Genomic DNA, 25521 nt, shown 5'->3' with positions numbered 1-25521 from the left:
TCGTCACGACGGCCGACTGAAGCAAAACCCAAGAGCGCACGCTGTTTCACGTGAAACGCCCACCTGGCCCGACCCGGAACGCCCTCCGCCCGTCCGGCGCCGGTCCCTCCCCTCGTGGGGACCGGTGCCGGACGGTGCGGCGCATCGGCCGGTGCCGCGTCGACTCGGCACAGGTCGAAGTAACGAAGTTGGCCGAGATCCTTCGGTGCCGAGGGCTGCGTGTCCGAGCACGGCGCCGTGGCCTGTCCGGACGGTGTGTGACAGGTCCGCTACCGGGTCCGGATCCTGCCATCTGTTGACCACCGCGAGGAGACCGCGGCCTCCGGTCCGGTGCTTATCCGCAGGTCAGGCGTATAGGGTGGGTTTTCCGGTCCGGACGTCCAGACACGGGGGGAAGTAAGGGGTGGGGCCTTGAGTTCCGACTCAGGGGCACGCACAGCTTTCGCCGAGCGCCTCGCGCTGCTGTACAAGGAGGCCGGAAATCCTCCCCTCAAGAGCGTCGCCGAGGCGGTCGTACGACTGCAGCGGGTCGACGAGCGCGGGCGGCCCGTACGGGTGTCGGCTCAGCGGATCAGCGACTGGCGCCGGGCCAAGAACGTGCCGGCCCAGTTCACCGCCCTTGCGGCGGTGCTGCACATCCTGATTCCGGAGGCACGCCGGCTGCGGCCCGCGCCGGTGTCCACGGGCCTGTACGACCTCGCGCACTGGCAGCGGCTGTGGGAGCGCGCGCTGGCCGACCCGGTGGGCGACCGGCCCGCGCCGTCCCCCGAGGAGAACCGGCGGCCTCCCGCTCAGGCCCCGCCCGTCACCGGAGGCGTCTGCCCCTACCGGGGGCTCGCCCCCTACCGGCAGGAGGACGCCCGGTGGTTCTTCGGCCGGGAACGGAGCACGGACGCGCTCATAGCCCAGCTCCGCGCCGCCGAGCGGACCGGCGGTCTGGTGATGCTGGTGGGCGCCTCGGGAGCGGGGAAGTCCTCCCTGCTGAACGCCGGCCTGGTCCCCGCCGTACGCGGCGGCGCGCTGCACGACGGACACGGCACCGGCGTACCGCACACGGGCGCCGCACCACCCCAGGCTCCGCAGGACACCACCGCCGGCTGCGTCCTGCACCTCGTCCCCGGCGCCGACCCGCTCGGTGAGCTGGTCCGCCGTATCCCCGATCTCGGCGCGGTCGCCGCCGACGCGCGCCGCGTCGAACAGGAGGCCACGGAGAATCCGGCGGTTCCCGGCTCCGACTCCCCACGAGTGGCCCAGGCGGCCCGCGAGGCCGTGTCGGAGTGGGCCCGCCGCGAGACGTCCGGCGAGTACCGTCCCGTCGTCGTCGTGGACCAGTTCGAGGAAGCGTTCACACTCTGCTCCGACGAGACGGACCGGCGTACGTTCATCCAGCTCCTGCACGCCGCCTGCACCCCGCCCGCCGGCGCGGGCGAGCCGGCACCGGTGGTCGTCGTCCTCGGTATCCGCGCCGACTTCTACGAGCAGTGCCTCGGCTACCCGGAACTGGCCGACGCGCTCCAGCACCGGCACATGGTGCTCGGCCCGCTGACCAGCTCCGAGCTGCGCGAGGCGGTGACCGGTCCGGCCAAGGCCGTGGGTCTGGAGCTGGAACCGGGGCTCGCCGAGCTGATCGTCCGCGAGGTCAGCGCCGACGGACCGCGCGGGGCGCATGACGCGGGCGTGCTCCCGCTGCTCTCGCACGCCCTGCTCGCCACCTGGCAGCGCCGCAAGGCCGGGCGGCTGACGCTGGCCGGCTATCGCGCGGCGGGCGGGATCCAGGGGGCGGTCGCGGCGACCGCCGAGCGTGCCTGGTCGGGGCTGGACCCCGCGGCCCGCACGGCGGCCCGGCTGCTCCTGCTGCGGCTGGTCCGGCTGGGCGAGGACACCCACGCCACGCGGCGGCGGGGCACCCGGCGGCAGCTGGCGGAGGAGTCGGCGGACCCCGGCAAGACGGAGGAGTCCCTGGAGGCCCTCGTACGGGCCCGGCTGGTGACGCTGGACGCCGACACCGTGGAGATCACGCACGAAGCGCTGCTGCACGCCTGGCCCCGGCTGCGGCACTGGATAGACGACGACCGCAACGACCATCTGCTGCGCCAGCGGCTGGAGGAGGACGGCCGGGCCTGGGAGGACTCGGGCCGGGACAGCTCGCTGCTCTACCGGGGCTCCCGGCTGGAACAAGCGCGCAGCTGGGCGCAATCGGCCGGGGACACGTATCTGACCCGCAGCGCGGTGGAGTTCCTGGCCGCGGCGGTCCGGCTGCGCAAGCGCACGGTGTGGATCAGCCGGGCCGCGGTGGCGGCTCTGGTGGTGCTGGCCCTGGTCGCGGGCGGATCGGCGGTGATCGCCCGGCAGCAGCGCGACGACGCCGTCTTCGAGCAGGTGCTCGCCGAGGCCGACCGGGTCCAGCGCACGGATCCGTCCCTGGCCGCCCAGCTCGACCTGGTCGCCCACCATCTGCGCCCGGGCGACGAGGGAACGTACAGCAGGCTGATCTCGATCGTGAACGCGCCGCTGGCCACCCCCCTGTCCGGCCACACCGGTGCCGTCTACCTCACCTCCTTCAGCCCCGACGGCAAGACGCTGGCCACGGCCAGCTACGACCGGACCGTCCGCCTGTGGAACGTCGCCGACCCCGCCCACCCGAAACCGCTCGGCAAGCCGCTCACCGGCCACACCAGCTGGGTGAGCAGCGCCGTCTTCAGCCCGGACGGGCGCACCCTCGCCAGCGCCGGCGACGACGGGACGATCCGGCTGTGGGACGTGACCGACCCGGCCCGCCCGAAACCGCTCGGCAAGCCGCTCACCGGCTACCGGGGCACGATCTACCTGGTCGCCTTCAGCCCGGACGGCCGCACCCTCGCGAGTGCCGGCGAGGACCGCACGGTACGGCTGTGGAACGTGGCCGACCCGCGTCGCCCGGGCGAACTCGGCGCCCTGCGCGGGCACAGCGCCGCGGTGCGCAGCGTCGCGTTCAGTCCCGACGGGCACACCCTCGCGGCGGGCGGTGACGACGACGCGATCCTGCTGTGGAACACGGCCGACCCGCGCCACCCCAAGCCGTACCCCACCGCGCTGAAGGGCCACACGGACCTCGTGCACTCGGTGGCGTTCAGCCCCGACGGCCGCACCCTCGCCTCCGGCAGCGCGGACGACACGATCCGGCTGTGGAACGTCACGGACCCGGCCCACCCGGCCGCGCTCGGCTCACCGCTGGCCGGGCACACCGGCCCCATCTGGTCGGTGGCCTTCAGTCCGGACGGCAGCAGGCTGGCCGCCGCGAGCGCGGACAGCACGGCGAGCCTGTGGAACGTCAGCGACCCCTCGTCCCCGTCGCAGGTCGGGGAGCCGCTCGCGGGCAGCAGCGGGGAGATGTACGCCCTGGGGTTCAGCCCCGACGGGCGGACCCTGGCCACGGGCAGCGGCGACAGCAAGGTGCGCCTGTGGTCGCTGCCGACCTCGGACATCATCGGCCGCACCAGCGCGTTCCGGCCCGACGGACGGGTGCTGGTCACGGCGGCTCGGGACGGCAGGCTACGGCTGTGGAACGTGACGCGGCCCGGGCGGCCCGTGCCGTTGGGGAATGCGTTCATGCAGGCGGACGGCGGCCATCGCGCCCCGCTGTTCTCCCCCGACGGCCGCATCCTCGCCGTCCTCACCAACAACCAGTCCGTGTACCTGTGGAACGTCGGCGATCCGTCCCACCCGGTTGCCGCCGGAGCGCCCCTGCGCCTGCGGACGCGTTTCGCGGGGCCGGGCACGCTCGCCTTCAGCCCGGACGGCCGCACCCTGGCCACCGCCTACGACGACGACACCATTCAGCTGTGGAACGTCGCCGACCCCGGGCATCCGGTGGCGCTCGGCAGACCGCTGACGGGCCACCGGGGCTACGTCAACGCGCTCGCGTTCAGCCCCGACGGCCGCACTCTCGCCTCCGGCAGCGCGGACAGCACGATCCGGCTGTGGAACGTCGCCGACCCGGCCCGACCGACCGGGCTCGGCCGGCTCACGAAGCACTCGGGCCCGGTCAACGCGATCGCCTTCAGCCCGGACGGCCAGGTTCTGGCCAGCGGCAGCGACGACGACACGGTCCGCCTGTGGAACGTCGTCCACCCCGCCTCGGCGACCGCGCTGGGCGCGCCGCTCACCGGCCACACCGAGGCGGTCAAGCTGCTGACGTTCAGCCCGGACGGGCATGTCCTGGCCAGCGGCGGCAACGACAACACGATCCGGCTGTGGAACGTCGGCCACCCCGCCTCGGCGACCCCCATCGGCCAGTCGATGAGCCCCAACGCCAAGTCGGGCACGTTCCTGTCGTTCAGCCCCAGGAGCCGCGTCCTCGGCGTCTCCAGCGGCACGGACACGGTCCGCCTGTGGAGCCTGGACTCCGGCGCGGCGATCGACCACATCTGCTCGGTCACCAGGGGCGTACTGACCCCCCAGAAGTGGCACGAGTACCTGCCCCGGCTGTCCTACGACCCTCCGTGCGACCGCTGATCGGCCGACCTGACTTATTCCCGCCCGACTTTGCCCCGCGAGGCCCCCGGGCTTGTTACCCTTGGCCACAGCCCGATCGCTGGTGCATCCCCCGTCGCCAGCGGTCGGGCCCTTTTTGTGCCACCTGGTCGATGTCCGCCGCACATGCAGAAGACCCCCGATCCATCCGGACCGGGGGTCTTCGTGCTGGTGGGGCTAACAGGATTTGAACCTGTGGCCTCATCCTTATCAGGGATGCGCTCTAACCAACTGAGCTATAGCCCCGCCGCGCTTTGCGGTGTGTGTCCCGCGCGCTGACTCCTGAAGATTAGCGCACGACCACGTCAGTCCCAAAATCGGTTGTCGGGGACCGTCAGGTCAGGGGATCCGCAGGGTGTCCGCAGGCCCTCCGCAGGGCCTATTCGTCCTCCGCCAGCGTCAGCTCGACGCCGCCCACGAAGCCCGCCGAGAGGTTGTAGATGAACGCGCCGAGCGTCGCGAGCGCCGTGGCCAGGACCACGTCGATGACCGCGATGATCGCCGTGAACGTCAGGACGCGGGGGAGCGACAGGAAGGCCTGCAGGTCGAAGCCGTTCCCCTCGTTCGAACCGGTCGCCTCCGAGATCGTGCCGCCCACCGTCGAGAACACGCCCATCGCGTCCATGACCATCCACAGCACCGCCGAGGCGACGATCGTGCAGATACCGAGCGCGATGGAGAGCAGGAAGCTGACCTTCATCACCGACCAGGGGTCGGCCTTGGCCACCCGCAGCCGCGCCTTACGGGTGCGCGGCGCCGTACGCGCGCCCGTACGCGGCCGTCGTACGGCGCCGGCGGGCGCCTGGGCCGGATAGGCCTGCGGCGGGTGGTACGGCCCGGAGGGCTGCTCCGGGTGTCGCTCGCCGGGGAGCGGAGACGACGACTGCGCCTCGCCGGCCGCGGCCGGGCCTCGGGTGTCCGTCACAGTTCCCCCCTGGGATCCAGACGCGCCGGAGGAGTCCTTCGCGGACACCTTCACCGGCTTCAGGTTGGTCGTGTGCGGGTCGGCCACGCTCCCCGCACCCGCACCATGCGCGGCGGAGCCACGGCCGCCGCCGTCCGTCTCCGTACCCGTAGGGGTACCGGCCGATCCGGCGCCCGTGGCTCCGCTCACGATGACTCTCTCCTCGTGCTACTCGGCCGAGGGCGCCTCACCCTCGTCCGTGCCGCCGGCCTGAGCACCCTCGGTGGCATCGACGGCCTCCTCGCCGTCGACCTCCTCCGCCTCGCGCCCCGCCTCGGCGTTACGTGCGATGCCCACCACGGCATCGCGCTTGCCCAGGTTGATCAGTTGGACGCCCATGGTGTCACGGCCCGTCTCCCTGATCTCATTGACTCGCGTACGAATCACACCGCCAGAGAGGGTGATCGCGAGGATCTCGTCAGTCTCCTCGACGACCAGCGCCCCGACGAGCGAACCACGGTCCTCCACGATCTTGGCGGCCTTGATACCGAGGCCGCCGCGGCCCTGGACGCGGTACTCGTCGACGACGGTCCGCTTCGCGTACCCGCCGTCGGTGGCAGTGAACACGAACGTACCGGGTCGAACAACATTCATCGACAGAAGTTCATCGCCTTCGCGGAAACTCATGCCCTTGACGCCGGAGGTGGCGCGGCCCATCGGGCGCAGGGACTCGTCGGAGGCGGTGAACCTGATCGACTGTGCCTTCTTGCTGATCAGAAGCAGGTCGTCGTCGGCCGAGACCAGCTCGGCGCCGATCAGCTCGTCGTCGCTGCCGTCCTCGCGCTCGCGCAGGTTGATCGCGATCACGCCGCCGGAGCGGGGCGAATCGTAATCCTTCAGAGGCGTCTTCTTGACCAGACCGGACTTGGTCCCGAGGACCAGGTACGGCGCCGCCTCGTAGTCGCGGATGGCGAGGATCTCGGCGATCGCCTCGTCCGGCTGGAAGGCCAGCAGGTTCGCCACGTGCTGCCCGCGCGCGTCCCGGCCGGCCTCGGGCAGCTCGTACGCCTTCGCCCGGTACACCCGGCCCTTGTTGGTGAAGAACAGCAGCCAGTGGTGGGTGGTGGAGACGAAGAAGTGGTCGACGATGTCGTCTTCCTTCAGCTTCGTGCCGCGCACGCCCTTGCCGCCGCGCTTCTGCGCCCGGTAGTCGTCCGTCTTGGTCCGCTTGACATAGCCGCCGCGGGTGACCGTGACGACGATGTCCTCCTCGGCGATCAGGTCCTCGATGGACATGTCGCCCTCGTACGGGATCAGCTTGGTCTGGCGGTCGTCGCCGTACTTCTCGACGATCGCGGCCAGCTCCTCGCTGACGATCCCGCGCTGACGGACCGGGGAGGCGAGGATCTCGTTGTACTCGTTGATCTTCGCCTGGAGCTCGTCGTGCTCCTGAACGATCTTCTGCCGCTCCAGGGCCGCCAGGCGCCGCAGCTGCATCTCGAGGATCGCGTTGGCCTGGATCTCGTCGATCTCCAGCAGGCCCATCAGGCCGTTGCGCGCGATCTCGACGGTCTCGCTGCGCCGGATCAGCGCGATGACCTCGTCGATGGCGTCCAGGGCCTTCAGCAGACCACGCAGGATGTGCGCGCGCTCCTCGGCCTTGCGCAGCCGGAAGCGCGTACGGCGGACGATGACCTCGATCTGGTGCGTCACCCAGTGGCGGATGAACGCGTCCAGCGACAGGGTGCGCGGCACGCCGTCGACCAGCGCCAGCATGTTGGCGCCGAAGTTCGTCTGCAGGTCGGTGTGCTTGTACAGGTTGTTCAGCACGACCTTGGCGACCGCGTCCCGCTTCAGGACGATGACCAGGCGCTGGCCCGTACGGGAGCTGGTCTCGTCGCGGACGTCCGCGATGCCGCCGATCTTGCCGTCCTTCACCAGGTCGGCGATCTTCTGCGCCAGGTTGTCCGGGTTCACCTGGTACGGCAGCTCGGTCACCACCAGGCACTGCCGGCCCTGGATCTCCTCGACCTCGACCACCGCGCGCATCGTGATGGAGCCGCGCCCGGTGCGGTACGCCTCCTCGATGCCCTTGCGGCCCACCACCAGGGCGCCGGTCGGGAAGTCCGGGCCCTTGATGCGCTCCATGAGCGCGTCCAGCAGCTCCTCGTGGGAGACGTCCGGGTTCTCCAGGTACCACTGGGCGCCGGCCGCGACCTCGCGCAGGTTGTGCGGCGGGATGTTGGTCGCCATGCCGACCGCGATACCGGCCGAGCCGTTGATCAGCAGGTTCGGGAAGCGGGCCGGCAGGACGGTCGGCTCCTGGGAGCGGCCGTCGTAGTTGTCCGTGAAGTCGACGGTCTCCTCGTCGATGTCACGCACCATCTCCATCGACAGCGGCGCCATCTTGCACTCGGTGTACCGCATGGCGGCCGCCGGGTCGTTGCCCGGGGAGCCGAAGTTGCCGTTGGAGTCCACCAGCGGCATCCGCATCGACCACGGCTGGGCGAGGCGCACCAGGGCGTCGTAGATCGAGGAGTCGCCGTGAGGGTGGTAGTTGCCCATGACGTCGCCGACGACACGGGCGCACTTGTAGAAGCCGCGGTCGGGGCGGTAGCCGCCGTCGTACATCGCGTACAGCACGCGCCGGTGGACGGGCTTGAGGCCGTCCCGGACGTCGGGCAGCGCGCGGGACACGATGACGGACATCGCGTAGTCCAGGTACGAGCGCTGCATCTCCGTCTCGAGCCCGACGGGCTCGACACGCAGGGTGACTTCGCCGCCCTCGGTCTCAGGGGTCTGCGGAGTGTTCTCGTCGGCCATTGCTGGTGGGGATCCTTCCTGGTGCGGTCAGCTGAGACCGACTCAGATGTCGAGGAAGCGGACGTCCTTGGCGTTGCGCTGGATGAACTGGCGGCGGGCCTCGACGTCCTCGCCCATCAGGACCGAGAACAGGTCGTCGGCCTGGGCGGCGTCGTCCAGGGTGACCTGGCCGAGGACCCGGTGCTCCTGGTCCATCGTGGTCACGCGCAGCTCCTCGGCGTTCATCTCGCCGAGACCCTTGAAGCGCTGGATCGAGTCCTCGCGCACGCGCTTGCCGCGCTGGCGGCCCATCTCGATCAGTGCGTCGCGCTCGCGGTCGGAGTAGGCGTACTCCACGTCGTCACGGCCCCACTTGATCTTGTACAGCGGGGGACGGGACAGGTACACGTGACCGGCCTCGACCAGCGGCCGCATGAAGCGGAACAAGAAGGTCAGCAGCAGGGTGCTGATGTGCTGACCGTCGACGTCGGCGTCCGCCATCAGGATGATCTTGTGATAGCGGAGCTTCTCGATGTCGAAGTCCTCGTGCACACCCGTGCCGAAGGCCGAGATCAGCGCCTGGATCTCCTGGTTCTGGAGGATCTTGTCGATCCTGGCCTTCTCCACGTTCAGGATCTTGCCGCGGATCGGGAGGATCGCCTGGTACTGCGGGTTGCGGCCGGACTTGGCCGAGCCGCCGGCGGAGTCGCCCTCGACGATGAAGATCTCGCACTTGGTCGGGTCGTTGGACTGGCAGTCCGACAGCTTGCCCGGCAGGGACGCGCTCTCCAGCAGGCCCTTGCGGCGGGTCAGGTCGCGGGCCTTGCGGGCCGCCACACGCGCGGTGGCGGCCTGGATGCCCTTGCGGATGATGTCCGCCGCCTCGACCGGGTTGCGGTCCAGCCAGTCGTTGAGGTGCTCGTAGACCGCCTTCTGCACGAAGGTCTTGGCCTCCGTGTTGCCCAGCTTGGTCTTCGTCTGGCCCTCGAACTGCGGCTCGCTCAGCTTGACCGAGATGATCGCGGTCAGACCCTCGCGGATGTCGTCACCGGTGAGGTTGTCGTCCTTCTCGCGCAGCAGCTTCTTGTCGCGCGCGTACTTGTTGATCAGCGACGTCAGCGCGGCCCGGAAGCCCTCTTCGTGCGTACCGCCCTCGTGGGTGTGGATGATGTTCGCGAAGGAGTACACGCCCTCGCTGTAGCCGCTGTTCCACTGCATCGCGACCTCGAGGGACAGGCTCTTGTCCTTGTCCTCCGCCTCCAGGTCGATGACGGTGGGGTGCACCACCTCTCCCTTGCGGGAGTTGAGGTACTTCACGAAGTCGACGATGCCGCCCTCGTAGTAGTAGGTGACGGTCTTGACCTCGGCCTTCTCGTCCGCGCCCGCCTCGTCCGCACCGCTGGTGGCCTTCGCCGACTCACGCTCGTCGGTGAGTTTGATCGTCAGGCCCTTGTTGAGGAACGCCATCTCCTGAAAGCGCCGCGACAGCGTCTCGAAGGAGTACTCGGTGGTCTCGAAGATCTCCGGGTCGGCCCAGAAGGTGACCGACGTACCGGTCTCCTCGGTCGCCTCGTGCTTGACCAGGGGGGCGGTCGGGACGCCCATCTTGTAGTCCTGCGTCCACCGGTGCCCGTCGGTCCTGACCTCGACGGAGACCTTCGTGGACAGCGCGTTGACGACGGACACGCCCACACCGTGCAGACCGCCGGAGACGGCGTAGCCGCCGCCGCCGAACTTGCCGCCCGCGTGCAGCACGGTCAGCACGACCTCGACGGCCGGCTTGCCCTCGGAGGGCACGATGCCCACCGGGATGCCACGGCCGTTGTCGACGACCCGGACGCCGCCGTCGGCGAGGATCGTGATGTCGATCGTGTCCGCGTACCCGGCCAGTGCCTCGTCGACCGAGTTGTCGACGACCTCGTACACCAGGTGGTGCAGACCGCGCTCGCCCGTGGAACCGATGTACATGCCGGGCCGCTTGCGGACCGCGTCCAGCCCTTCGAGCACGGTGATGGCGCTGGCGTCGTACGAAGCCGAGGCGGTGGCCTCGGCGTTCACGCCGGCGTCGGTGGACGGGATGTTCTCGTTGGGGTTGCCGGAATCGGCCACGAAGCGCCCTTTCTGGCACAGCACGAGCCGGGCTCGTCGGCAGGTTGCCGGAGCGGCTGCGGCATGTTGCGGTGGTAAGCCTTGATCAGCGTTGCTCAGCTTTTCCCGGGCGGTCCCCACAATGGGGCGGGATTGTCTTCCAGTCTACCGGTAGCTCTGACATCGACGGGGGTTTGCCGGTACCTGAGTCCCCATGTGCCGCCCTGAACCGGCCTCGACCGGGTCCCGATATGCGGATGGGGGCTCCAAGGGGCTCACAGCGGCACTCAGCGCTTCGAGCCGTCAACCCTTGGCTACTGGGGGGTCAGATGGGGATCCACCGGTGCCGCAGCAGCTATCCGCACCTGTGATACGGCGCCACGCCGACGACCCGGTCCCACTGTGCGACGTGATGTACGTCACCCGTACGTATCGCCGGGTCCCGAGCTCCCCGGAGCCCGCAGCGGGCCGTAGCGCCGGGCCGGACCGCCCGGATTGAGCACCTTGATCATCCGTACGGTGCCGTGCCCCAGATCCTCGTTGAGGCGGGCGACCAGCGCGGGCGCGAGGTGGCGCAGCTGGGTCGCCCAGGCCGTCGAGTCGCAGCCCACGACCAGCACGCGCTCGTCCTCGTCGTACCGCTGCGGCACACAGTGCTTGGCCAGGTCCTCCCCGACGATCTGCGGCCAGCGGCCCATCACCCCGCCCACCGCCGCGGGGGTCTCCCAGCCGCGCTCGGTCAGCAGCCGGTTGATCGCGGCACCCAGCGCCATCGGGTCGCGGCCGTCGGCGCGCGCACCGGAGCGCAGCCCGCCACCGCGACGGGCCTGCTTCTTCTGCCGCGCCGCGTCCCCACGCGCGCGTGCCTGCTCCTTCGCCGCGCGCAACGCCACGCGCGCGAGGTCGACACCGGAGGGCTCGTTCCCGCTCTTCTTCGGGTCCTGGGGGGTGGGTTCGTCGGTGCTCATACGCGCTCCACCGTCCCGCCGGACACGGCGTAGCGCGCCCCGGCCAGTACCTGCGGGACGTCGTCGTCCACGGCGGCGGTGACCAGCACCTGCTCGCCGGGTGCGACCAGCTCGGCCAGCCGCTCCCGGCGGCGCGCGTCCAGCTCGGCGAAGACGTCGTCCAGGACCAGCACCGGTTCGTTGCCCTCGGCCCGCAGCAGGTCGTAGGAGGCCAGGCGCAGGGCGAGCGCGTAGGACCACGACTCGCCGTGGGAGGCGTACCCCTTGGCGGGCAGCTGACCGAGTTTGAGTATCAGATCGTCCCGATGAGGGCCCACGAGGGTGACACCGCGCTCGATCTCCTGCTTGCGCGCCTCCGCCAGGGCCGCCATCAGCTGGGCGTAGAGATCCTCGCGCGCGTGGGCCTCGCCGGGCGCGGACGGCTTGTACTCCAGCGCCAGCGGCCCGCCGCCGGGGGCCAGCTGCTCGTACGCCTTGTCGGCCAGCGGCTGCAGCGCGGCGATCAGGTCCAGCCGCTGGGCGAGCAACTCGGCGCCCGCACGCGCCAGATGCTGGTCCCACACGTCGAGCGTGGACAGATCCATGGACCGCCCGCCGTGCCGGCGCGCCAGGGCGGCCGTCTTGAGCAGGGTGTTGCGCTGCTTGAGGACACGCTCGTAGTCGGAGCGCACTCCGGCCATGCGCGGCGACCGGGCCGTGATCAGCTCGTCGAGGAACCGCCGCCGCTCGCCGGGGTCGCCTTTGACGAGGGCGAGATCCTCGGGCGCGAACAGCACGGTCCGTACGATCCCCAGGACGTCCCTGGGTCTGACCTGCGCGGACCGGTTGATGCGGGCGCGATTGGCCTTGCCGGGATTCAGCTCCAGCTCGACCAGCTGCTGCCGCTCGCCCTGCCGGACCTGCGCCCGGATGACGGCCCGCTCGGCGCCCATGCGGACCAGGGGCGCGTCGGAGGCGACCCGGTGACTGCCGAGGGTGGCGAGGTATCCGACCGCTTCCACCAGGTTCGTCTTGCCCTGCCCGTTGGGGCCGACGAAGGCGGTGACGCCCGGGTCGAGCGGAACCTCGGCCCGGGCGTACGAGCGGAAGTCGGCCAGCGAAAGATGCGTGACGTGCATGGTCGTTTCGCCGGCCTTCCCCAGAGCGCTGATGAACTGTGGATCCACAGGACTCACGGCTGCGACCCTGTGGATCTGTGGATTACTTCTTCTCTACGGCGTGACCGCCGAACTGGTTGCGCAGCGCGGCGATCATCTTCATCTGCGGCGAGTCCTCCTGACGGGAGGAGAACCGCGCGAACAGCGACGCGGTGATCGCCGGCAGCGGCACCGCGTTGTCGATCGCGGCCTCCACAGTCCAGCGTCCCTCACCGGAGTCCTGTGCATAACCGCGCAGGCCCTCCAGGTGCTCGTCGTCGTCCAGCGCGTTGACCGCGAGGTCGAGCAGCCAGGAGCGGATGACGGTGCCCTCCTGCCAGGAGCGGAAGACCTCGCGGACGTTCTCCACGGAGTCGACCTTCTCCAGCAGCTCCCAGCCCTCGGCGTAGGCCTGCATCATCGCGTACTCGATGCCGTTGTGGACCATCTTCGCGAAGTGGCCCGCGCCGACCTTGCCGGCGTGCACCGAACCGAAGTCGCCCTCCGGCTTCAGCGCGTCGAAGACCGGCTGCACCTTGGCGACGTTCTCGGCGTCGCCGCCGTACATCAGCGCGTACCCGTTCTCCAGGCCCCAGACGCCGCCGGAGACGCCGCAGTCGACGAAGCCTATGCCCTTGGCCGCCAGCTCCTCGGCGTGCCTCTCGTCGTCCGTCCAGCGGGAGTTGCCCCCGTCCACGACCACGTCACCGGGCTCCAGCAGCTCGGCCAGCTGGTCGATGGTCGACTGGGTGGGCTCGCCGGCCGGGACCATCACCCAGACCACGCGCGGGCCGCTGAGCTTGCCCACGAGCTCTTCCAGGCTGTGGACATCCGCGAGGTCCGCGTTGCGGTCGTATCCGATGACGGTGTGGCCCGCGCGGCGGATCCGCTCGCGCATGTTGCCGCCCATCTTGCCGAGGCCGACGAGACCGAGCTCCATCAGTTGTGTTCCTTAGATCGCTGTGTGGCATGAGAGGCACCGGTGTGTGCCGAGCCGAGCCTAAACCCGGCAACTCGCGCACAGCTGTGGGCATACGCGCTCATCCGTACCCCCTGCGACCTGCCACTTTTCCACAGACCGCCGCCGCTGCGGGGCGGTCTGTGGACCCGCCGCCGACCAACCACAGCGCCGGGCACCCACAGGAGCGCCCGGCGCTGTGCACAGCTGTGGACGAACGGTCAGCCGCTGAGCCGCACCGGCATGATCAGGTACTTGTACGCGTCGTCGGCCTCGGCATCCACCGCGGGCTTCCCGCTGAGCAGCGCCGGCTTCGTGGACGTCGTGAACGACAGCTGAGCGACCGGGGAGTCGATCGCGCTCAGACCGTCCAGCAGGAACGTCGGGTTGAAGGCGATGGAGATGTCGTCGCCGTCCAGCTGAGCGTCGACCCTTTCCACAGCCTGTGCGTCGTCGCTGGAGCCCGCCTCGAGGATCAGCACGCCCTGCTCGAAGCTCAGCCGCACCGGCGTGTTCCGCTCGGCCACCAGCGCCACACGCTTCACGGCCTCCACGAACGGCGCGGTCTCGATCACGGCGACGGAGTTGAACTCGGTCGGGAACAGCGTGCGGTACTTGGGCAGGTCGCCCTCGAGCAGACGCGTGGTCGTACGCCGCCCCGCGCCCTCGAAACCGATCAGGCCCTCGCCCGCGCCCGACCCGGACAGCGCCAGCGTCACGCTGTCACCGGCACCGAGCGACTTGGCGGTGTCCAGGAGCGTCTTGGCCGGGACCAGGGCGACCGCGGAGGCGTCCGGGTTCTCCGGCTTCCACAGGAACTCGCGGACGGCGAAGCGGTAGCGGTCGGTGGAGGCCAGGGTGACCGTGTCGCCCTCGATCTCGATGCGCACACCGGTCAGGACGGGCAGCGTGTCGTCACGGCCGGCGGCGATGGCCACCTGCGACACGGCGGCCGCGAAGACCTCGCCGGGGACGGTGCCCGTGGCGTTCGGCATCTGCGGCAGCGCCGGGTACTCCTCCACAGGCAGGGTGTGCAGGGTGAACCGGGAGGACCCGCAGACCACGGTCGCCCGTACACCGTCTGTGGAAATCTCCACCGGCCGGTTGGGCAGAGCGCGCGAGATGTCGGCGAGCAGCCGGCCGGAGACGAGGACGGTGCCCTCCTCCTCGACCTCGGCTTCCACGGACACGCGCGCGGAGACCTCGTAGTCGAAGCTCGACAGGCTCAGCTGGCCGTCCTCGGCCTTGAGAAGGAGGCCGGCGAGGACAGGCGCCGGCGGACGGGCCGGGAGGCTGCGTGCCGCCCACGCCACTGCCTCCGCGAGTACGTCGCGTTCCACCCGGATCTTCACCGTAAGCCGCCTCCTGCTGTTGCTACTGAGTCCTCCGACTCGGTGTCACCGCCCACTGCGAAGGGAAGGACACCGGGGACCAGTCTGACGCACCGCACTGACAGTAGGTGCCCGTCGGGGTCAAGTCGCTCCGGGAGGCAGCCGGACGCGAGACAGCGAGTTGTGCACAGGCCCCGCTTCAAAGCGATTCCCGAGCTCTCTCTAGTTGGGAGTAGTAGTAGGGCCTGTGGATACCGTGGATAACCGCGTTTTCCCAGCTCAGGCCCCAGATTTTGTCCACGGGGCCTGTGGGTGACGGCGGTGGACAACCGGGGGCATCTGTGGAGAACGGAAAGTTCTGCACACCCCGCCCACAGCCCGAGGGCAGTTCTCCCCAGCTGCGTCCCCAGGTTTACCCACGTTTCCCACACCCCAATCCGGCACCTTCGTGTGACGCCTTTCACTCGACGCGGTGAGCGGGGGCGTCGCGTTGCCGAACAGTGGACAGCCATGTGGAGAAGCCGGGGATCACTGGGGACAACCGGCTCCAGCCTGTGGGGCGCCAGTGGAAAACCTCGTGCACAGCCTGTGGATCTTCGCTCGGTCCACAGCCTGTGGAGATCGTTCGTCCACGATTCCACAGGCAGCTGAGCTGGGCGAACGCCATATGAACAGGTTTCCTGTGGACGCCGCTCGGGACAACTCCGCAGTCCCCAGGATGTGGACGGAAGAAACCCAGCGAATCTGTGGAGGATGGCCGTAACCCGGCAGAAATTCGAACACCCGGTGGCGTAGGAGGAACGCTCCACCCGTACTCGCGGCACCCCGCCGGCGCGGGCAAACGCGGCCCCGACCCCGGGCCGGCCCCAGCACGGGGCACCGGCACCAGGCACCCCGCCCCTGCGGACGGCGACCATGCCAAAGGGCGCCCTCAGGAGTCGTATCCCGAAGGCGCCCTCGATGTCGGCGCAGGCCAGGCGCAGCCGCCGTCAGCCGTTCTTGATCCGGTTGGTCAGCTCGGTCACCTGGTTGTAGATCGACCGCCGCTCGGCCATCAACGCGCGGATCTTGCGGTCGGCGTGCATCACGGTCGTGTGGTCCCGCCCGCCGAACTGCGCCCCGATCTTCGGCAGCGACAGATCCGTCAGCTCCCGGCACAGGTACATCGCGATCTGCCGTGCGGTCACCAGCGCGCGCCCGCGCGAGGTGCCGCACAGGTCCTCCACCGTCAGCCCGAAGTAGTCCGCGGTGGCCGCCATGATCGCCGTGGCCGTGATCTCCGGAGCCGAGTCCTCGCCGCCGGGGATCAGGTCCTTCAGGACGATCTCGGTCAGGCCGAGATCCACCGGCTGCCGGTTGAGCGAGGCGAACGCCGTCACCCGGATCAGCGCGCCCTCCAGTTCACGGATGTTCCGCGAGATCCGGGAGGCGATGAACTCGAGCACCTCCGGCGGGGCGTTGAGCTGCTCCTGGACCGCCTTCTTGCGCAGGATCGCGATACGCGTCTCCAGCTCGGGCGGCTGGACGTCGGTGATCAGACCCCACTCGAAACGGTTCCGCAGCCGGTCCTCCAGCGTGACCAGCTGCTTCGGCGGCCGGTCGGAGGACAGCACGATCTGCTTGTTCGCGTTGTGGAGCGTGTTGAAGGTGTGGAAGAACTCCTCCTGCGTCGACTCCTTGTCCGCGAGGAACTGGATGTCGTCGACGAGCAGGATGTCCATCTCGCGGTAGCGCTTGCGGAAGCTGTCGCCCTTGCCGTCGCGGATGGAGTTGATGAACTCGTTGGTGAACTCCTCCGAGCTCACGTACCGCACGCGCGTGCCCGGGTAGAGGCTGCGCGCGTAGTGCCCGATGGCGTGCAGCAGATGCGTCTTGCCGAGCCCCGACTCCCCGTAGATGAACAGGGGGTTGTAGGCCTTCGCCGGTGCCTCGGCGACGGCGACCGCGGCCGCGTGCGCGAACCGGTTGGAGGCGCCGATGACGAACGTGTCGAAGAGGTACTTCGGGTTCAGCCGCGCCGTCGGCTCGCCGGGACCGCTCGCCGGCGCGGGCTGCGCGGCCAGCGGGCCGGGCGCGCCGGTCGTGGGCAGGTCCGGTCGGCCGGGGCCGCCCCGGTGCGCGGGGCCGCCGCCCGCCGGCTGCTCGGGCAGCTCACGGCGGACGGGGTCGCGCTGGTCGTACTCGGTGCGGGACGGGTCGTAGTCGGCGCGCGGGGTGTCGTAGTCGCCGCGCTGCTGCTCGTACGACGGCCGGTCCATGCCCTGCGAGCGGTAGTCCGAGGACGGCGAGCCGTAGGCGTCGGGTCCGGAGCCGTAGGCGTCCTGGGACGACGGCGAGGCGTAGGGGTCGCGCTCGGGGAAGCCGAGCCGCGGCTGCTGCCAGCTGTACTCGTCCTGCGCAGGCCGTGGCCAGGTGCCGGGCTCGCGGCGCTGGTACTCGGAGGGATACGCCGGGCGTACGACGGGGAGCTGGTCGGCGCGTCCGTTGGGCAGGTGGTCGGCGCGGTGCTGCTGCTCGGCCGGCGGCTGCTCGGCTGCGCGGTGGCGGCCGTAGCCCTCGTACGGCCGTTCCTCGTACGACGGGCCGGACGGCAGCTCGGGCTCTTCGTAGCGCGGCTTGGGCGGCTGCTGCACCGGTGCCGCGGGGGCCGGCGGCTCGCCCGCGGAGTCGTCCACGGTGATCGCGATACGGATGGGGCGGCCGCACTCGCGGCTCAGCGTCTCGCTGACGACCGGCGCGAGCCGGCCCTCCAGTACGCCCTTCGCGAATTCGTTCGGTACGGCGAGCAGGGCGGTGTCCGCGACCAGCGCGAGCGGCTGGCAGCGACGGATCCAGTGCTCGTCCTTCGCCTCGACACCCTGTCCGCGGCCCTCTCCGAGGAGCTGCTCCAGTACTCGCGGCCACACTGCGGCAAGATCGGCGGGTACGTCAGCCACAGGGCACGCTCTCTCACAGGTCCCACGAATGTGTGATCGCGGAACGGGTCGGGGGGTACTTCGGGTGTTCGGTGGGTCAAACCCGCCGGGGCGGGGGACAAAAGAACGAATCGGAGTTCAGCCACGGTAGTCAGCGCGGCGGGTGCGGTTCAAGTTGTTGTCCCCAGCCTGTGGATAGTGTCTCTCCGTGACCCCTGGTTTGACCGGATGGTGCGGCCCCGCGTACCGTAACCAGGTCGAGTTGTCGATGGCTGCTGCCGCCTGCCTCCGATGGGCACAGATCACGTCAGGTGATCGGGAAGCGGTGCACTCGGGCGTGACGCGAGCTACTCGTGGGCGCACGGTGACAGCCAAGACGGCACCCCGCAACTACCGATTTCTTTCTGGAGCCCCCGAGTGAGCAAGCGCACCTTCCAGCCGAACAACCGTCGTCGCGCGAAGACCCACGGCTTCCGGCTGCGTATGCGCACCCGTGCCGGCCGCGCGATTCTCGCGTCCCGCCGTAGCAAGGGTCGCGCCCGCCTGTCCGCCTGATCCCGATCAGGTCATGACGTCGTGCTGCCCACCGAAAACCGGCTGAGGCGGCGCGAGGACTTCGCGACCGCGGTTCGACGAGGTCGCCGGGCAGGACGCCCGACCCTCGTCGTCCACCTTCGTAGCGGTGTCACGGACCCGCACGCGCCTGGGGAGAGCGCTCCCCCGACGCGTGCGGGTTTCGTCGTGAGCAAGGCCGTGGGTGGAGCGGTCGTGCGTAACAAAGTGAAGCGCAGACTGCGTCATCTGATGCGTGAGCGAGTCGCCCTGTTTCCCCCCGGTAGCCTGGTAGTCGTACGAGCGCTGCCCGGAGCGGGCGACGCAGACCACGCACAGCTGGCCCGAGACCTGGATGCCGCCGTTCAGCGGCTGCTGGGAGGGGGCGCGCGATGAAGTACCCGCTGCTGGCTCTGATCAAGCTGTACCAGTGGACGATCAGTCCACTGCTGGGGCCGGTGTGCAAGTACTACCCGTCGTGCTCGCACTACGGCTACACGGCCATCGACCGGCACGGTGCGATCAAGGGAACGGCACTCACCGCCTGGCGCATCCTCCGGTGCAATCCGTGGTCGCTGGGTGGTGTGGACCATGTCCCGCCGCGCAAGCGCCCACGGTGGCACGAAATGCTGCGCAACGCTTGGCGCGCACGCAAGGGCGGGCCCTCCGCCGCCGAACCGGCCACCGAAGTGAAGCCCGAGAGTCCTTCTTCCGAGCTTCCTCCGAGCCCGGCCGCAGAGACCTCGTCCCATGCCCAAGGAGCATGATTAGTGGACACGATTGCCAGCCTCTTCAGCTTCATCACGACACCCGTTTCCTGGGTCATCGTCCAGTTCCACACGGTGTACGGAGCCATCTTCGGCCCTGACACCGGATGGGCCTGGGGCCTGTCCATCGTGTCCCTGGTGATCCTGATCCGCATCTGCCTGATCCCGCTGTTCGTCAAGCAGATCAAGGCCACCCGGGCGATGCAGACGCTGCAGCCCGAGATGAAGAAGATCCAGGAGCGCTACAAGAACGACAAGCAGCGCCAGTCCGAAGAGATGATGAAGCTGTACAAGGAGGCGGGCACCAACCCGCTCTCCTCGTGCCTTCCCATCCTGGCGCAGTCCCCGTTCTTCTTCGCCCTGTACCACGTGCTCAACGGCATCGCGTCGGGCAAGACCATCGGCGTCATCAACCAAAGCCTCCTGACGAGCGCCCAGAAGGCACACATCTTCGGTGCCCCGCTGGCCGCGAAGTTCCTGGACAGCGCCGACACGGTCGCGAAGCTCGGCGCCTCGCTGACCGACGTCCGGGTTGTCACCGCGGTCATGATCGTCCTGATGTCGGGGTCGCAGTTCTACACACAGCGCCAGCTGATGACGAAGAACGTCGACACCACCGTGAAGACGCCGTTCATGCAGCAGCAGAAGATGCTGATGTACGTCTTCCCGGTCATGTTCGCCTTCTTCGGTATCCGGTTCCCCGTCGGTGTCCTCATCTACTGGCTGACCACCAACGTGTGGACCATGGGTCAGCAGATGTACGTCATCCACAACAACCCGACGCCGGGTTCCAAGGCCCAGGCGGCCTACCTGGAGCGCCTGACCAAGCACGTGACGCAGCACGGCAAGGTCCGCCGGCGCAGCGAGAAGGCCATCGTCAAGGCGATCGTCGCCAAGGGCCGGGACCGCAACGAGTTCGAGCGCAAGTTCATCAACGCCGTGAACAAGGCCGGTCTCGCCGCCCAGGCCGACGGCACTGTGGCGAAGAGCACGGTCCAGGCCGAGGCGCAGACCGCGGACGGCGCGGAGACCACCACGGCGGCCGGCACCGGCGCCGCGGCCCGGCGCCAGCAGCCCAAGCGCCAGTCCAAGGCCCAGCGTCAGTCCGGCGGGACCAAGCAGGCGGGCGGTTCCACCTCGTCCACCTCGCTGGAGAAGTCCGACGAGCCGCAGGACGCCAAGCCGCAGGACGCCAAGCCCGCCGCTGCCCAGCAGGCCCAGAAGCCCGGCTCCGGCACCCGCAGCAAGGCCCAGTCCGGCCAGCGCAAGGGTGGCCCGCAGCGGCCCAAGTCCCCGTCCAAGAAGTAAGAAGGAGCCCATCCCGTGACGGAAGGCACCACCTCCGCCGCTGCCGAGGGCGCAGACGCCCTGACCCGCCTGGAGCAGGAGGGTGAGATCGCGGCGGACTACCTGGAGGGTCTGCTGGACATCGCCGATCTCGACGGCGACATCGACATGGATGTCGAGGCCGACCGCGCCTCCGTGTCGATCATCAGCGACACCGGCGGCCGTGACCTGCAGAAGCTCGTGGGCCGGGACGGCGAGGTGCTGGAGGCACTGCAGGAGCTGACGCGCCTGGCCGTGCACCGGGAGACCGGCGACCGCAGCCGGCTGATGCTGGACATCGCGGGTTACCGGGCCAAGAAGCGGGCCGAGCTGTCCGAGATCGGCGCCAAGGCCGCCAGCGAGGCCAAGAACACCGGCGAGCCCGTGAAGCTCAAGCCGATGACCCCGTTCGAGCGCAAGGTCGTGCACGACGCGGTCAAGGCCGCGGGACTGCGCAGCGAGTCCGAGGGCGAGGAGCCGCAGCGGTTCGTCGTCGTGCTGCCCGCCTGATCGGCCCCCACGTTCCACCGGCCCCGTCTGTTGAGCAGACGGGGCCGAACTTTGTCAGCCTGGTAGTTCTGGTGGCCGGTGCGCGAAGCGCCGGCGCTGTACGGAAGGACGGTCCCCGTGACGGAGGCAGCGGAGCTTCCCCCCGCGCCCGAGCAGGCGCGGGAAGTTTTTGGTGATCGCTTCGCCGATGCGGTCCGCTACGCGGAGCTGCTCGCCGAGGCCGGCGTGCAGCGTGGCCTCATCGGCCCGCGGGAGGTGCCCCGCCTGTGGGAGCGGCACCTGCTGAACTGCGCGGTGCTCTCCGAGGCCGTCCCCGAGGGCGTGACGGTCTGCGATGTCGGCTCCGGTGCCGGTCTGCCCGGTATCCCGCTGGCCCTGGTCCGGGACGACCTGAACATCACCCTGCTGGAGCCGCTGCTGCGGCGCACCAACTTCCTCACCGAGGTCGTCGAGCTGCTCGGCCTGGATCACGTCACGGTGGTGCGGGGCCGGGCCGAGGAGGTCCTGGGCAAGCTGCCGCCGGTCCATGTGGTGACCGCCCGGGCCGTGGCCCCGCTGGATCGCCTGGCCGCCTGGGGCATCCCGCTGCTGCGCCCCTACGGCGAGATGCTCGCGCTGAAGGGAGACACCGCCGAGGAGGAGCTGAAGGCCGCGTCCACGGCACTCAGCAAGCTCGGCGCGGTGGAGACGTCGATCCTGCATGTGGGTGAGGGCATCGTGGACCCGTTGTCCACGGTGGTTCGGGTCGAGGTTGGAGAGAGCCCGGGCGGCGTGCGGTTCGCGGCCAAGCGGGCCAAGGCGGCCCGGACGGGCCGGGCCCGCCGTCGCCGCTGAGCAGGGGCAGGAGCGGGATCAGCGGGTAGCAGCAGGAGCGTCTCGTATCCGTCCCGAGGACGAGACGTACTCCACACAAGCTGCCAAACCTATGCAGGTCGGAGTGTCGCGAAGGTCCGGTCGCCGCCGCTGTGCATCGTGTTTCACGTGAAACGTCGCTCACTTCTCCACGGCATCATCAGTCGCGGCCGCGCTGCGGCCGAACCTCGTGACCGCAAGCCCCTCGGTTCCCTGGCGGAGGATCCCCTCTCCCATGGCACTCCGTCCCTCTCCAGGGGCACGGAGTTGTCCACAGAGGTGGATTTCTCCACAGAACACCAGGCCTCACTGGTTCACGACCCCGAAGGCATGGGAGGCTCTGTTCATTGCGAGCCTGAAGTCGAGGAGAGTGAATCCTTGCGGTCCGACGCCAACATCGCGGGACCGATGACCGATCCGGTCCCCGGTCCCCGTACCGAGTCGATGGGGGCGGATGTTTCACGTGAAACACCGCCTCCGATGGACGACACTCCGATCGGTCGTGCGGCCCAACTGGCGGTAGAGGCTCTGGGCCGCGCCGGCGAAGGTCTGCCCCGACCGGAGCAGACCAGAGTCATCGTGGTCGCCAACCAGAAGGGTGGCGTGGGCAAGACGACGACCACCGTCAACCTTGCCGCTTCGCTGGCTCTGCACGGCGGCCGTGTCCTGGTGATCGACCTCGACCCGCAGGGCAATGCGTCCACCGCCCTCGGGATCGACCACCACGCCGAAGTTCCTTCGATCTACGACGTGTTGGTAGAGAGCAAGCCTCTTGCCGAGGTCGTCCAGCCGGTCCCCGACGTAGAGGGTCTCTTCTGTGCCCCCGCCACCATCGATCTCGCCGGTGCGGAGATCGAGTTGGTGTCCCTGGTGGCCCGTGAGAGCCGGCTGGAGCGGGCGATCCAGGCTTATGAACAGCCCTTGGACTACATCCTCATCGACTGCCCGCCCTCGCTCGGCCTGTTGACGGTCAACGCGCTGGTGGCGGGCCAGGAGGTCCTCATCCCGATCCAGTGCGAGTACTACGCACTCGAGGGTCTGGGGCAGCTGCTGCGCAACGTCGACCTGGTACGGGGGCACCTCAACCCCGCGCTGCATGTGTCGACCATCCTGCTCACCATGTACGACGGCCGGACGCGTCTCGCCTCCCAGGTCGCGGACGAGGTGCGCACCCACTTCGGCGACGAGGTGCTGCGGACAAGCATTCCCCGCTCGGTCCGTATCTCCGAGGCGCCGAGTTACGGGCAGACGGTACTGACTTACGATCCTGGATCGAGCGGTGCCCTCTCGTATCTTGAGGCGGCCCGAGAAATTGCGCTGAAGGGCATCGGCATCAGCTATGACGCGAGCCAGGCCCACATCGGCGCCCAGAACGACCCGAGCATGGTGGAGGGGATCCAGTGAGCGAGCGACGGAGGGGGCTGGGCCGTGGTCTAGGCGCACTGATCCCCGCTGCCCCGACGGAGAAGACCCCGGCCCCGGCCGCGCTGGGTGGTGGAGTCTCCGCCTCCCCTGCGGCCGTCCCGGCGCTGACGACCGACCGCGGGGTTGCCGCGGCGAAGGTGGCCACGCTGCCGCCTGTTTCACATGAAACCGAGGAGCTCCCCGCAAGCCCCGTCACGGAGACGCCGGCTGCCCCGATGGGCGCGCACTTCGCCGAGATTCCTCTCGACGCGATTTCGCCCAACCCGCGCCAGCCGCGTGATGTCTTCGACGAGGACGCGCTCCAGGAGCTCGTCACCTCCATCAAGGAGGTCGGTCTCCTCCAGCCCGTCGTCGTCCGGCAGCTGGGGCCCGCCCGCTACGAGCTCATCATGGGCGAGCGCCGCTGGCGTGCCTGCCGCGAGGCCGGCCTGGAGGCCATCCCGGCGATCGTCCGGGCCACGGAGGACGAGAAACTCCTCCTGGACGCGTTGTTGGAGAACCTGCACCGCGCGCAGCTGAACCCGCTGGAAGAGGCGGCCGCCTACGACCAGCTGCTCAAGGACTTCAACTGCACGCACGACCAGCTGGCCGACCGGATCGGGCGCTCCCGGCCTCAGGTGTCCAACACGCTGCGTCTGCTGAAGCTCTCGCCGGCCGTCCAGAAGCGCGTGGCTGCCGGTGTCCTCTCCGCCGGGCATGCCCGGGCCCTGTTGTCCATCGAGGACTCCGAGGAGCAGGACCGGCTGGCCCACCGCATCGTGGCCGAGGGGCTGTCGGTGCGAGCCGTCGAGGAGATCGTGACCCTCATGGGTTCGCGGCCCCAGAAGCCCCAGCGTGCCAAGGGGCCGCGCGCCGGCTCCCGGATGTCCCCGGCCCTGAACGAGCTGGCGACCCGTCTGTCGGACCGCTTCGAAACGCGGGTAAAGGTCGACCTCGGCCAGAAGAAGGGCAAGATCACCGTCGAGTTCGCCTCGGTGGACGATCTTCAGCGGATCCTGAGCACGCTCGCCCCGGACGAGGGGCCGGTACTGCACCAGGAGCTGCAGAACGCGGCGGACGACGAAGACGACTGATCCCGGCCCTCCAACTCGGCCACACAAGAGCGGGCCGTGTCCGGTGTGTACCGGAACACGGCCCGCTCTTTGCTTTGAGGCGGTATCGAGCGAATCACATCGTGGATACGATGCGAACGGGTATGGCACATCCACCGGACAGCATCTGCATCTCTGAGTGGGGAGACAGGGCCATGCGATCGATGAGCCGCACCGGACTGGTGAGCGCGGGCCTGAGCCTTGGAGCGGTCGGCGGATTCGTCGGCAGCCTGCTCAGGCAGCGGAGCACTCTGACAGCCGCGCGTGGTGCGGCGGGCGAAGGAAGCGAGGAACAGCCTTCATGGGGCGTCGGCTCGTGCCGCTCACGCTGGACAACCTTCAGGACCTTCCCCAACGCTGTCGGTCGTGTGTCTTCTGGGAACTGGATCCCGTCAGCGGCGAAGCGGCGGTAAGGGCGGGCACCTCGGCACTGGAGAAGGAAGCCTGGATCTCCGCCGTTCTGCTGGACTGGGGTTCGTGTGGACGGGTGGTGTACGTCGATGACGTACCAGTGGGATTCGTTCTGTACGCCCCTCCAGCCTATGTCCCGCGCTCGACGGCCTTTCCCACGAGTCCCGTCTCGCCCGACGCCGTACAGCTGATGACGGCGTTCATCATGCCCGGCTATCAAGGGCAGGGGCTTGGCCGAGTACTCGTGCAGACGGTCGCCAAGGATCTGCTGCGCCGAGGCTTCAAGGCGATCGAGGCCTTCGGTGACGCCCGCTGGAAGGAACCCGCCTGCCTGCTCCCCGCGGAACATCTTCTGGCCGTCGGCTTCAAAACGGTGCGGCAGCACCCCACGCATCCCCGGCTGCGGCTGGAGCTGCGGTCGACGCTCTCCTGGAAGGAAGACGTGGAGATGGCACTCGACCGGCTTCTGGGAGCGGTCCAGAAGGAGCCGGCGCTGAGGCCGCTGTAGCCGCTGATCAGCGGAGGGACATAAGCGAATGGGCCAACCCTCGGGGGTTGGCCCATTCGTGTTTCACGTGAAACATGCACCGCCGCTCGGACGGCGCCGCTCGGTTCTCGCCTTACTCAGCGATGAACTCTTCGAGGTCGCGAACGATCGCGGCCTTCGGCTTGGCACCGACGATGGTCTTGGCGACCTCGCCACCCTGGTAGACGTTCAGGGTCGGGATCGACATGACGCCGTACTTGGCGGCCGTACCCGGGTTCTCGTCGATGTTCAGCTTGACGACCTCGATCTTGTCGCCGTACTCGGCGGCGATGGCCTCGAGGGACGGGGCGATCTGGCGGCACGGACCGCACCAGGCGGCCCAGAAGTCCACCAGGACGGGCTTGTCGCTCTTGAGGACGTCCTCGTCGAAGGAAGCGTCGGTCACGTTCTTCAGGTTGGCCACAGCGGGCTCCTTGATCATGCGGT

At 69.3% G+C, this 25521-nt stretch carries 19 protein-coding genes and 1 tRNA gene; 10 read left to right on the top strand and 10 right to left on the bottom strand.

The annotated features are described in order from the left end of the window. Nucleotides 1-411 precede the first annotated feature (411 nt). The gene (locus ACQPXS_RS24350) at nucleotides 412-4494 is read left to right on the top strand and encodes an AAA family ATPase (protein ID WP_433451375.1); all 4083 of its coding nucleotides are present in this window, start codon (nucleotides 412-414) and stop codon (nucleotides 4492-4494) included. A gap of 187 nt (nucleotides 4495-4681) precedes the next feature. Here the strand turns inward: ACQPXS_RS24350 and ACQPXS_RS24345 are convergent. The 9 genes from ACQPXS_RS24345 to dnaA all read right to left on the bottom strand — a co-directional run bounded on the left by ACQPXS_RS24345 (nucleotide 4682) and on the right by dnaA (nucleotide 17635). Further along, a tRNA-Ile gene (locus ACQPXS_RS24345) sits at nucleotides 4682-4758 on the bottom strand. A gap of 133 nt (nucleotides 4759-4891) precedes the next feature. Beyond that, nucleotides 4892-5626, bottom strand: coding sequence for a DUF3566 domain-containing protein (locus tag ACQPXS_RS24340; RefSeq protein ID WP_365324111.1), 735 nt, complete (start codon nucleotides 5624-5626; stop codon nucleotides 4892-4894). Between the two features lie 18 nt (nucleotides 5627-5644). Next, on the bottom strand, nucleotides 5645-8239 hold the full coding sequence (gene gyrA, locus ACQPXS_RS24335; RefSeq protein ID WP_433451373.1) for a DNA gyrase subunit A: 2595 nt from the start codon (nucleotides 8237-8239) through the stop codon (nucleotides 5645-5647). Nucleotides 8240-8281: 42 nt separating this feature from the next. After that, nucleotides 8282-10351: a DNA topoisomerase (ATP-hydrolyzing) subunit B gene (gene gyrB / locus ACQPXS_RS24330; RefSeq protein ID WP_433451371.1), complete on the bottom strand. Its 2070-nt coding sequence runs from the start codon at nucleotides 10349-10351 to the stop codon at nucleotides 8282-8284. 374 nt (nucleotides 10352-10725) lie between these two features. Further along, nucleotides 10726-11274 (bottom strand): DUF721 domain-containing protein, encoded by a 549-nt coding sequence (locus ACQPXS_RS24325; RefSeq protein ID WP_433451369.1) that lies wholly within the window; start codon nucleotides 11272-11274, stop codon nucleotides 10726-10728. Continuing rightward, a complete protein-coding gene (gene recF / locus ACQPXS_RS24320; RefSeq protein ID WP_351802907.1) occupies nucleotides 11271-12392 on the bottom strand; it encodes a DNA replication/repair protein RecF in 1122 nt (373 codons plus the stop codon). Before recF ends, ACQPXS_RS24325 begins: the two co-directional genes overlap by 4 nt. Nucleotides 12393-12474: 82 nt before the next feature. Beyond that, nucleotides 12475-13350, bottom strand: a complete 876-nt coding sequence (gnd, locus tag ACQPXS_RS24315; protein WP_351802905.1) for a phosphogluconate dehydrogenase (NAD(+)-dependent, decarboxylating) — start codon at nucleotides 13348-13350, stop codon at nucleotides 12475-12477. A gap of 239 nt (nucleotides 13351-13589) precedes the next feature. Next, complete coding sequence (gene dnaN / locus ACQPXS_RS24310) at nucleotides 13590-14720, bottom strand: DNA polymerase III subunit beta (protein ID WP_069779831.1); 1131 nt, start codon at nucleotides 14718-14720, stop codon at nucleotides 13590-13592. 968 nt (nucleotides 14721-15688) lie between these two features. Then, nucleotides 15689-17635, bottom strand: a complete 1947-nt coding sequence (gene dnaA, locus ACQPXS_RS24305) for a chromosomal replication initiator protein DnaA (RefSeq protein WP_433451368.1) — start codon at nucleotides 17633-17635, stop codon at nucleotides 15689-15691. Between the two features lie 396 nt (nucleotides 17636-18031). Here dnaA and rpmH point away from each other — a divergent pair, with 396 nt between their 5' ends. From rpmH to ACQPXS_RS24260, 9 genes are all read left to right on the top strand, one after another. Further along, nucleotides 18032-18169 (top strand): 50S ribosomal protein L34, encoded by a 138-nt coding sequence (gene rpmH, locus ACQPXS_RS24300; RefSeq protein ID WP_003956500.1) that lies wholly within the window; start codon nucleotides 18032-18034, stop codon nucleotides 18167-18169. Nucleotides 18170-18190: 21 nt separating this feature from the next. Beyond that, nucleotides 18191-18562, top strand: coding sequence for a ribonuclease P protein component (gene rnpA / locus ACQPXS_RS24295; protein ID WP_433451367.1), 372 nt, complete (start codon nucleotides 18191-18193; stop codon nucleotides 18560-18562). Beyond that, a complete protein-coding gene (gene yidD / locus ACQPXS_RS24290; RefSeq protein WP_351802901.1) occupies nucleotides 18559-18933 on the top strand; it encodes a membrane protein insertion efficiency factor YidD in 375 nt (124 codons plus the stop codon). The genes rnpA and yidD overlap by 4 nt, the downstream gene beginning before the upstream one ends. A gap of 3 nt (nucleotides 18934-18936) precedes the next feature. Continuing rightward, on the top strand, nucleotides 18937-20241 hold the full coding sequence (yidC, locus tag ACQPXS_RS24285) for a membrane protein insertase YidC (RefSeq protein WP_433451366.1): 1305 nt from the start codon (nucleotides 18937-18939) through the stop codon (nucleotides 20239-20241). A 15-nt stretch (nucleotides 20242-20256) separates the two neighbouring features. Continuing rightward, entirely contained in the window at nucleotides 20257-20769 is a 513-nt protein-coding gene (locus ACQPXS_RS24280) for a protein jag (RefSeq protein WP_356300812.1), read from the top strand. A 117-nt stretch (nucleotides 20770-20886) separates the two neighbouring features. Further along, nucleotides 20887-21603, top strand: coding sequence for a 16S rRNA (guanine(527)-N(7))-methyltransferase RsmG (gene rsmG, locus ACQPXS_RS24275; RefSeq protein WP_351802895.1), 717 nt, complete (start codon nucleotides 20887-20889; stop codon nucleotides 21601-21603). A 348-nt stretch (nucleotides 21604-21951) separates the two neighbouring features. Further along, nucleotides 21952-23025 (top strand): ParA family protein, encoded by a 1074-nt coding sequence (locus ACQPXS_RS24270; protein ID WP_351803198.1) that lies wholly within the window; start codon nucleotides 21952-21954, stop codon nucleotides 23023-23025. Continuing rightward, nucleotides 23022-24119, top strand: a complete 1098-nt coding sequence (locus tag ACQPXS_RS24265) for a ParB/RepB/Spo0J family partition protein (protein ID WP_433451365.1) — start codon at nucleotides 23022-23024, stop codon at nucleotides 24117-24119. The genes ACQPXS_RS24270 and ACQPXS_RS24265 overlap by 4 nt, the downstream gene beginning before the upstream one ends. Nucleotides 24120-24438: 319 nt before the next feature. Continuing rightward, nucleotides 24439-25056 carry a GNAT family N-acetyltransferase gene (locus tag ACQPXS_RS24260; protein ID WP_356300817.1) on the top strand — a complete coding sequence of 206 codons (618 nt, stop codon included), beginning with the start codon at nucleotides 24439-24441 and terminating at the stop codon, nucleotides 25054-25056. 112 nt (nucleotides 25057-25168) lie between these two features. On the opposite strand, the gene trxA is transcribed toward ACQPXS_RS24260, so the two are convergent. After that, entirely contained in the window at nucleotides 25169-25498 is a 330-nt protein-coding gene (gene trxA / locus ACQPXS_RS24255; RefSeq protein WP_351802890.1) for a thioredoxin, read from the bottom strand. Nucleotides 25499-25521 lie beyond the last annotated feature (23 nt).

This window comes from Streptomyces sp. CA-142005 (assembly GCF_050942335.1).
Taxonomy (GTDB): Bacteria; Actinomycetota; Actinomycetes; order Streptomycetales; family Streptomycetaceae; genus Streptomyces.
The sequence above is the reverse complement of the archived record's forward strand: the minus strand, read 5'-3'. Positions and strand labels throughout refer to the sequence as shown.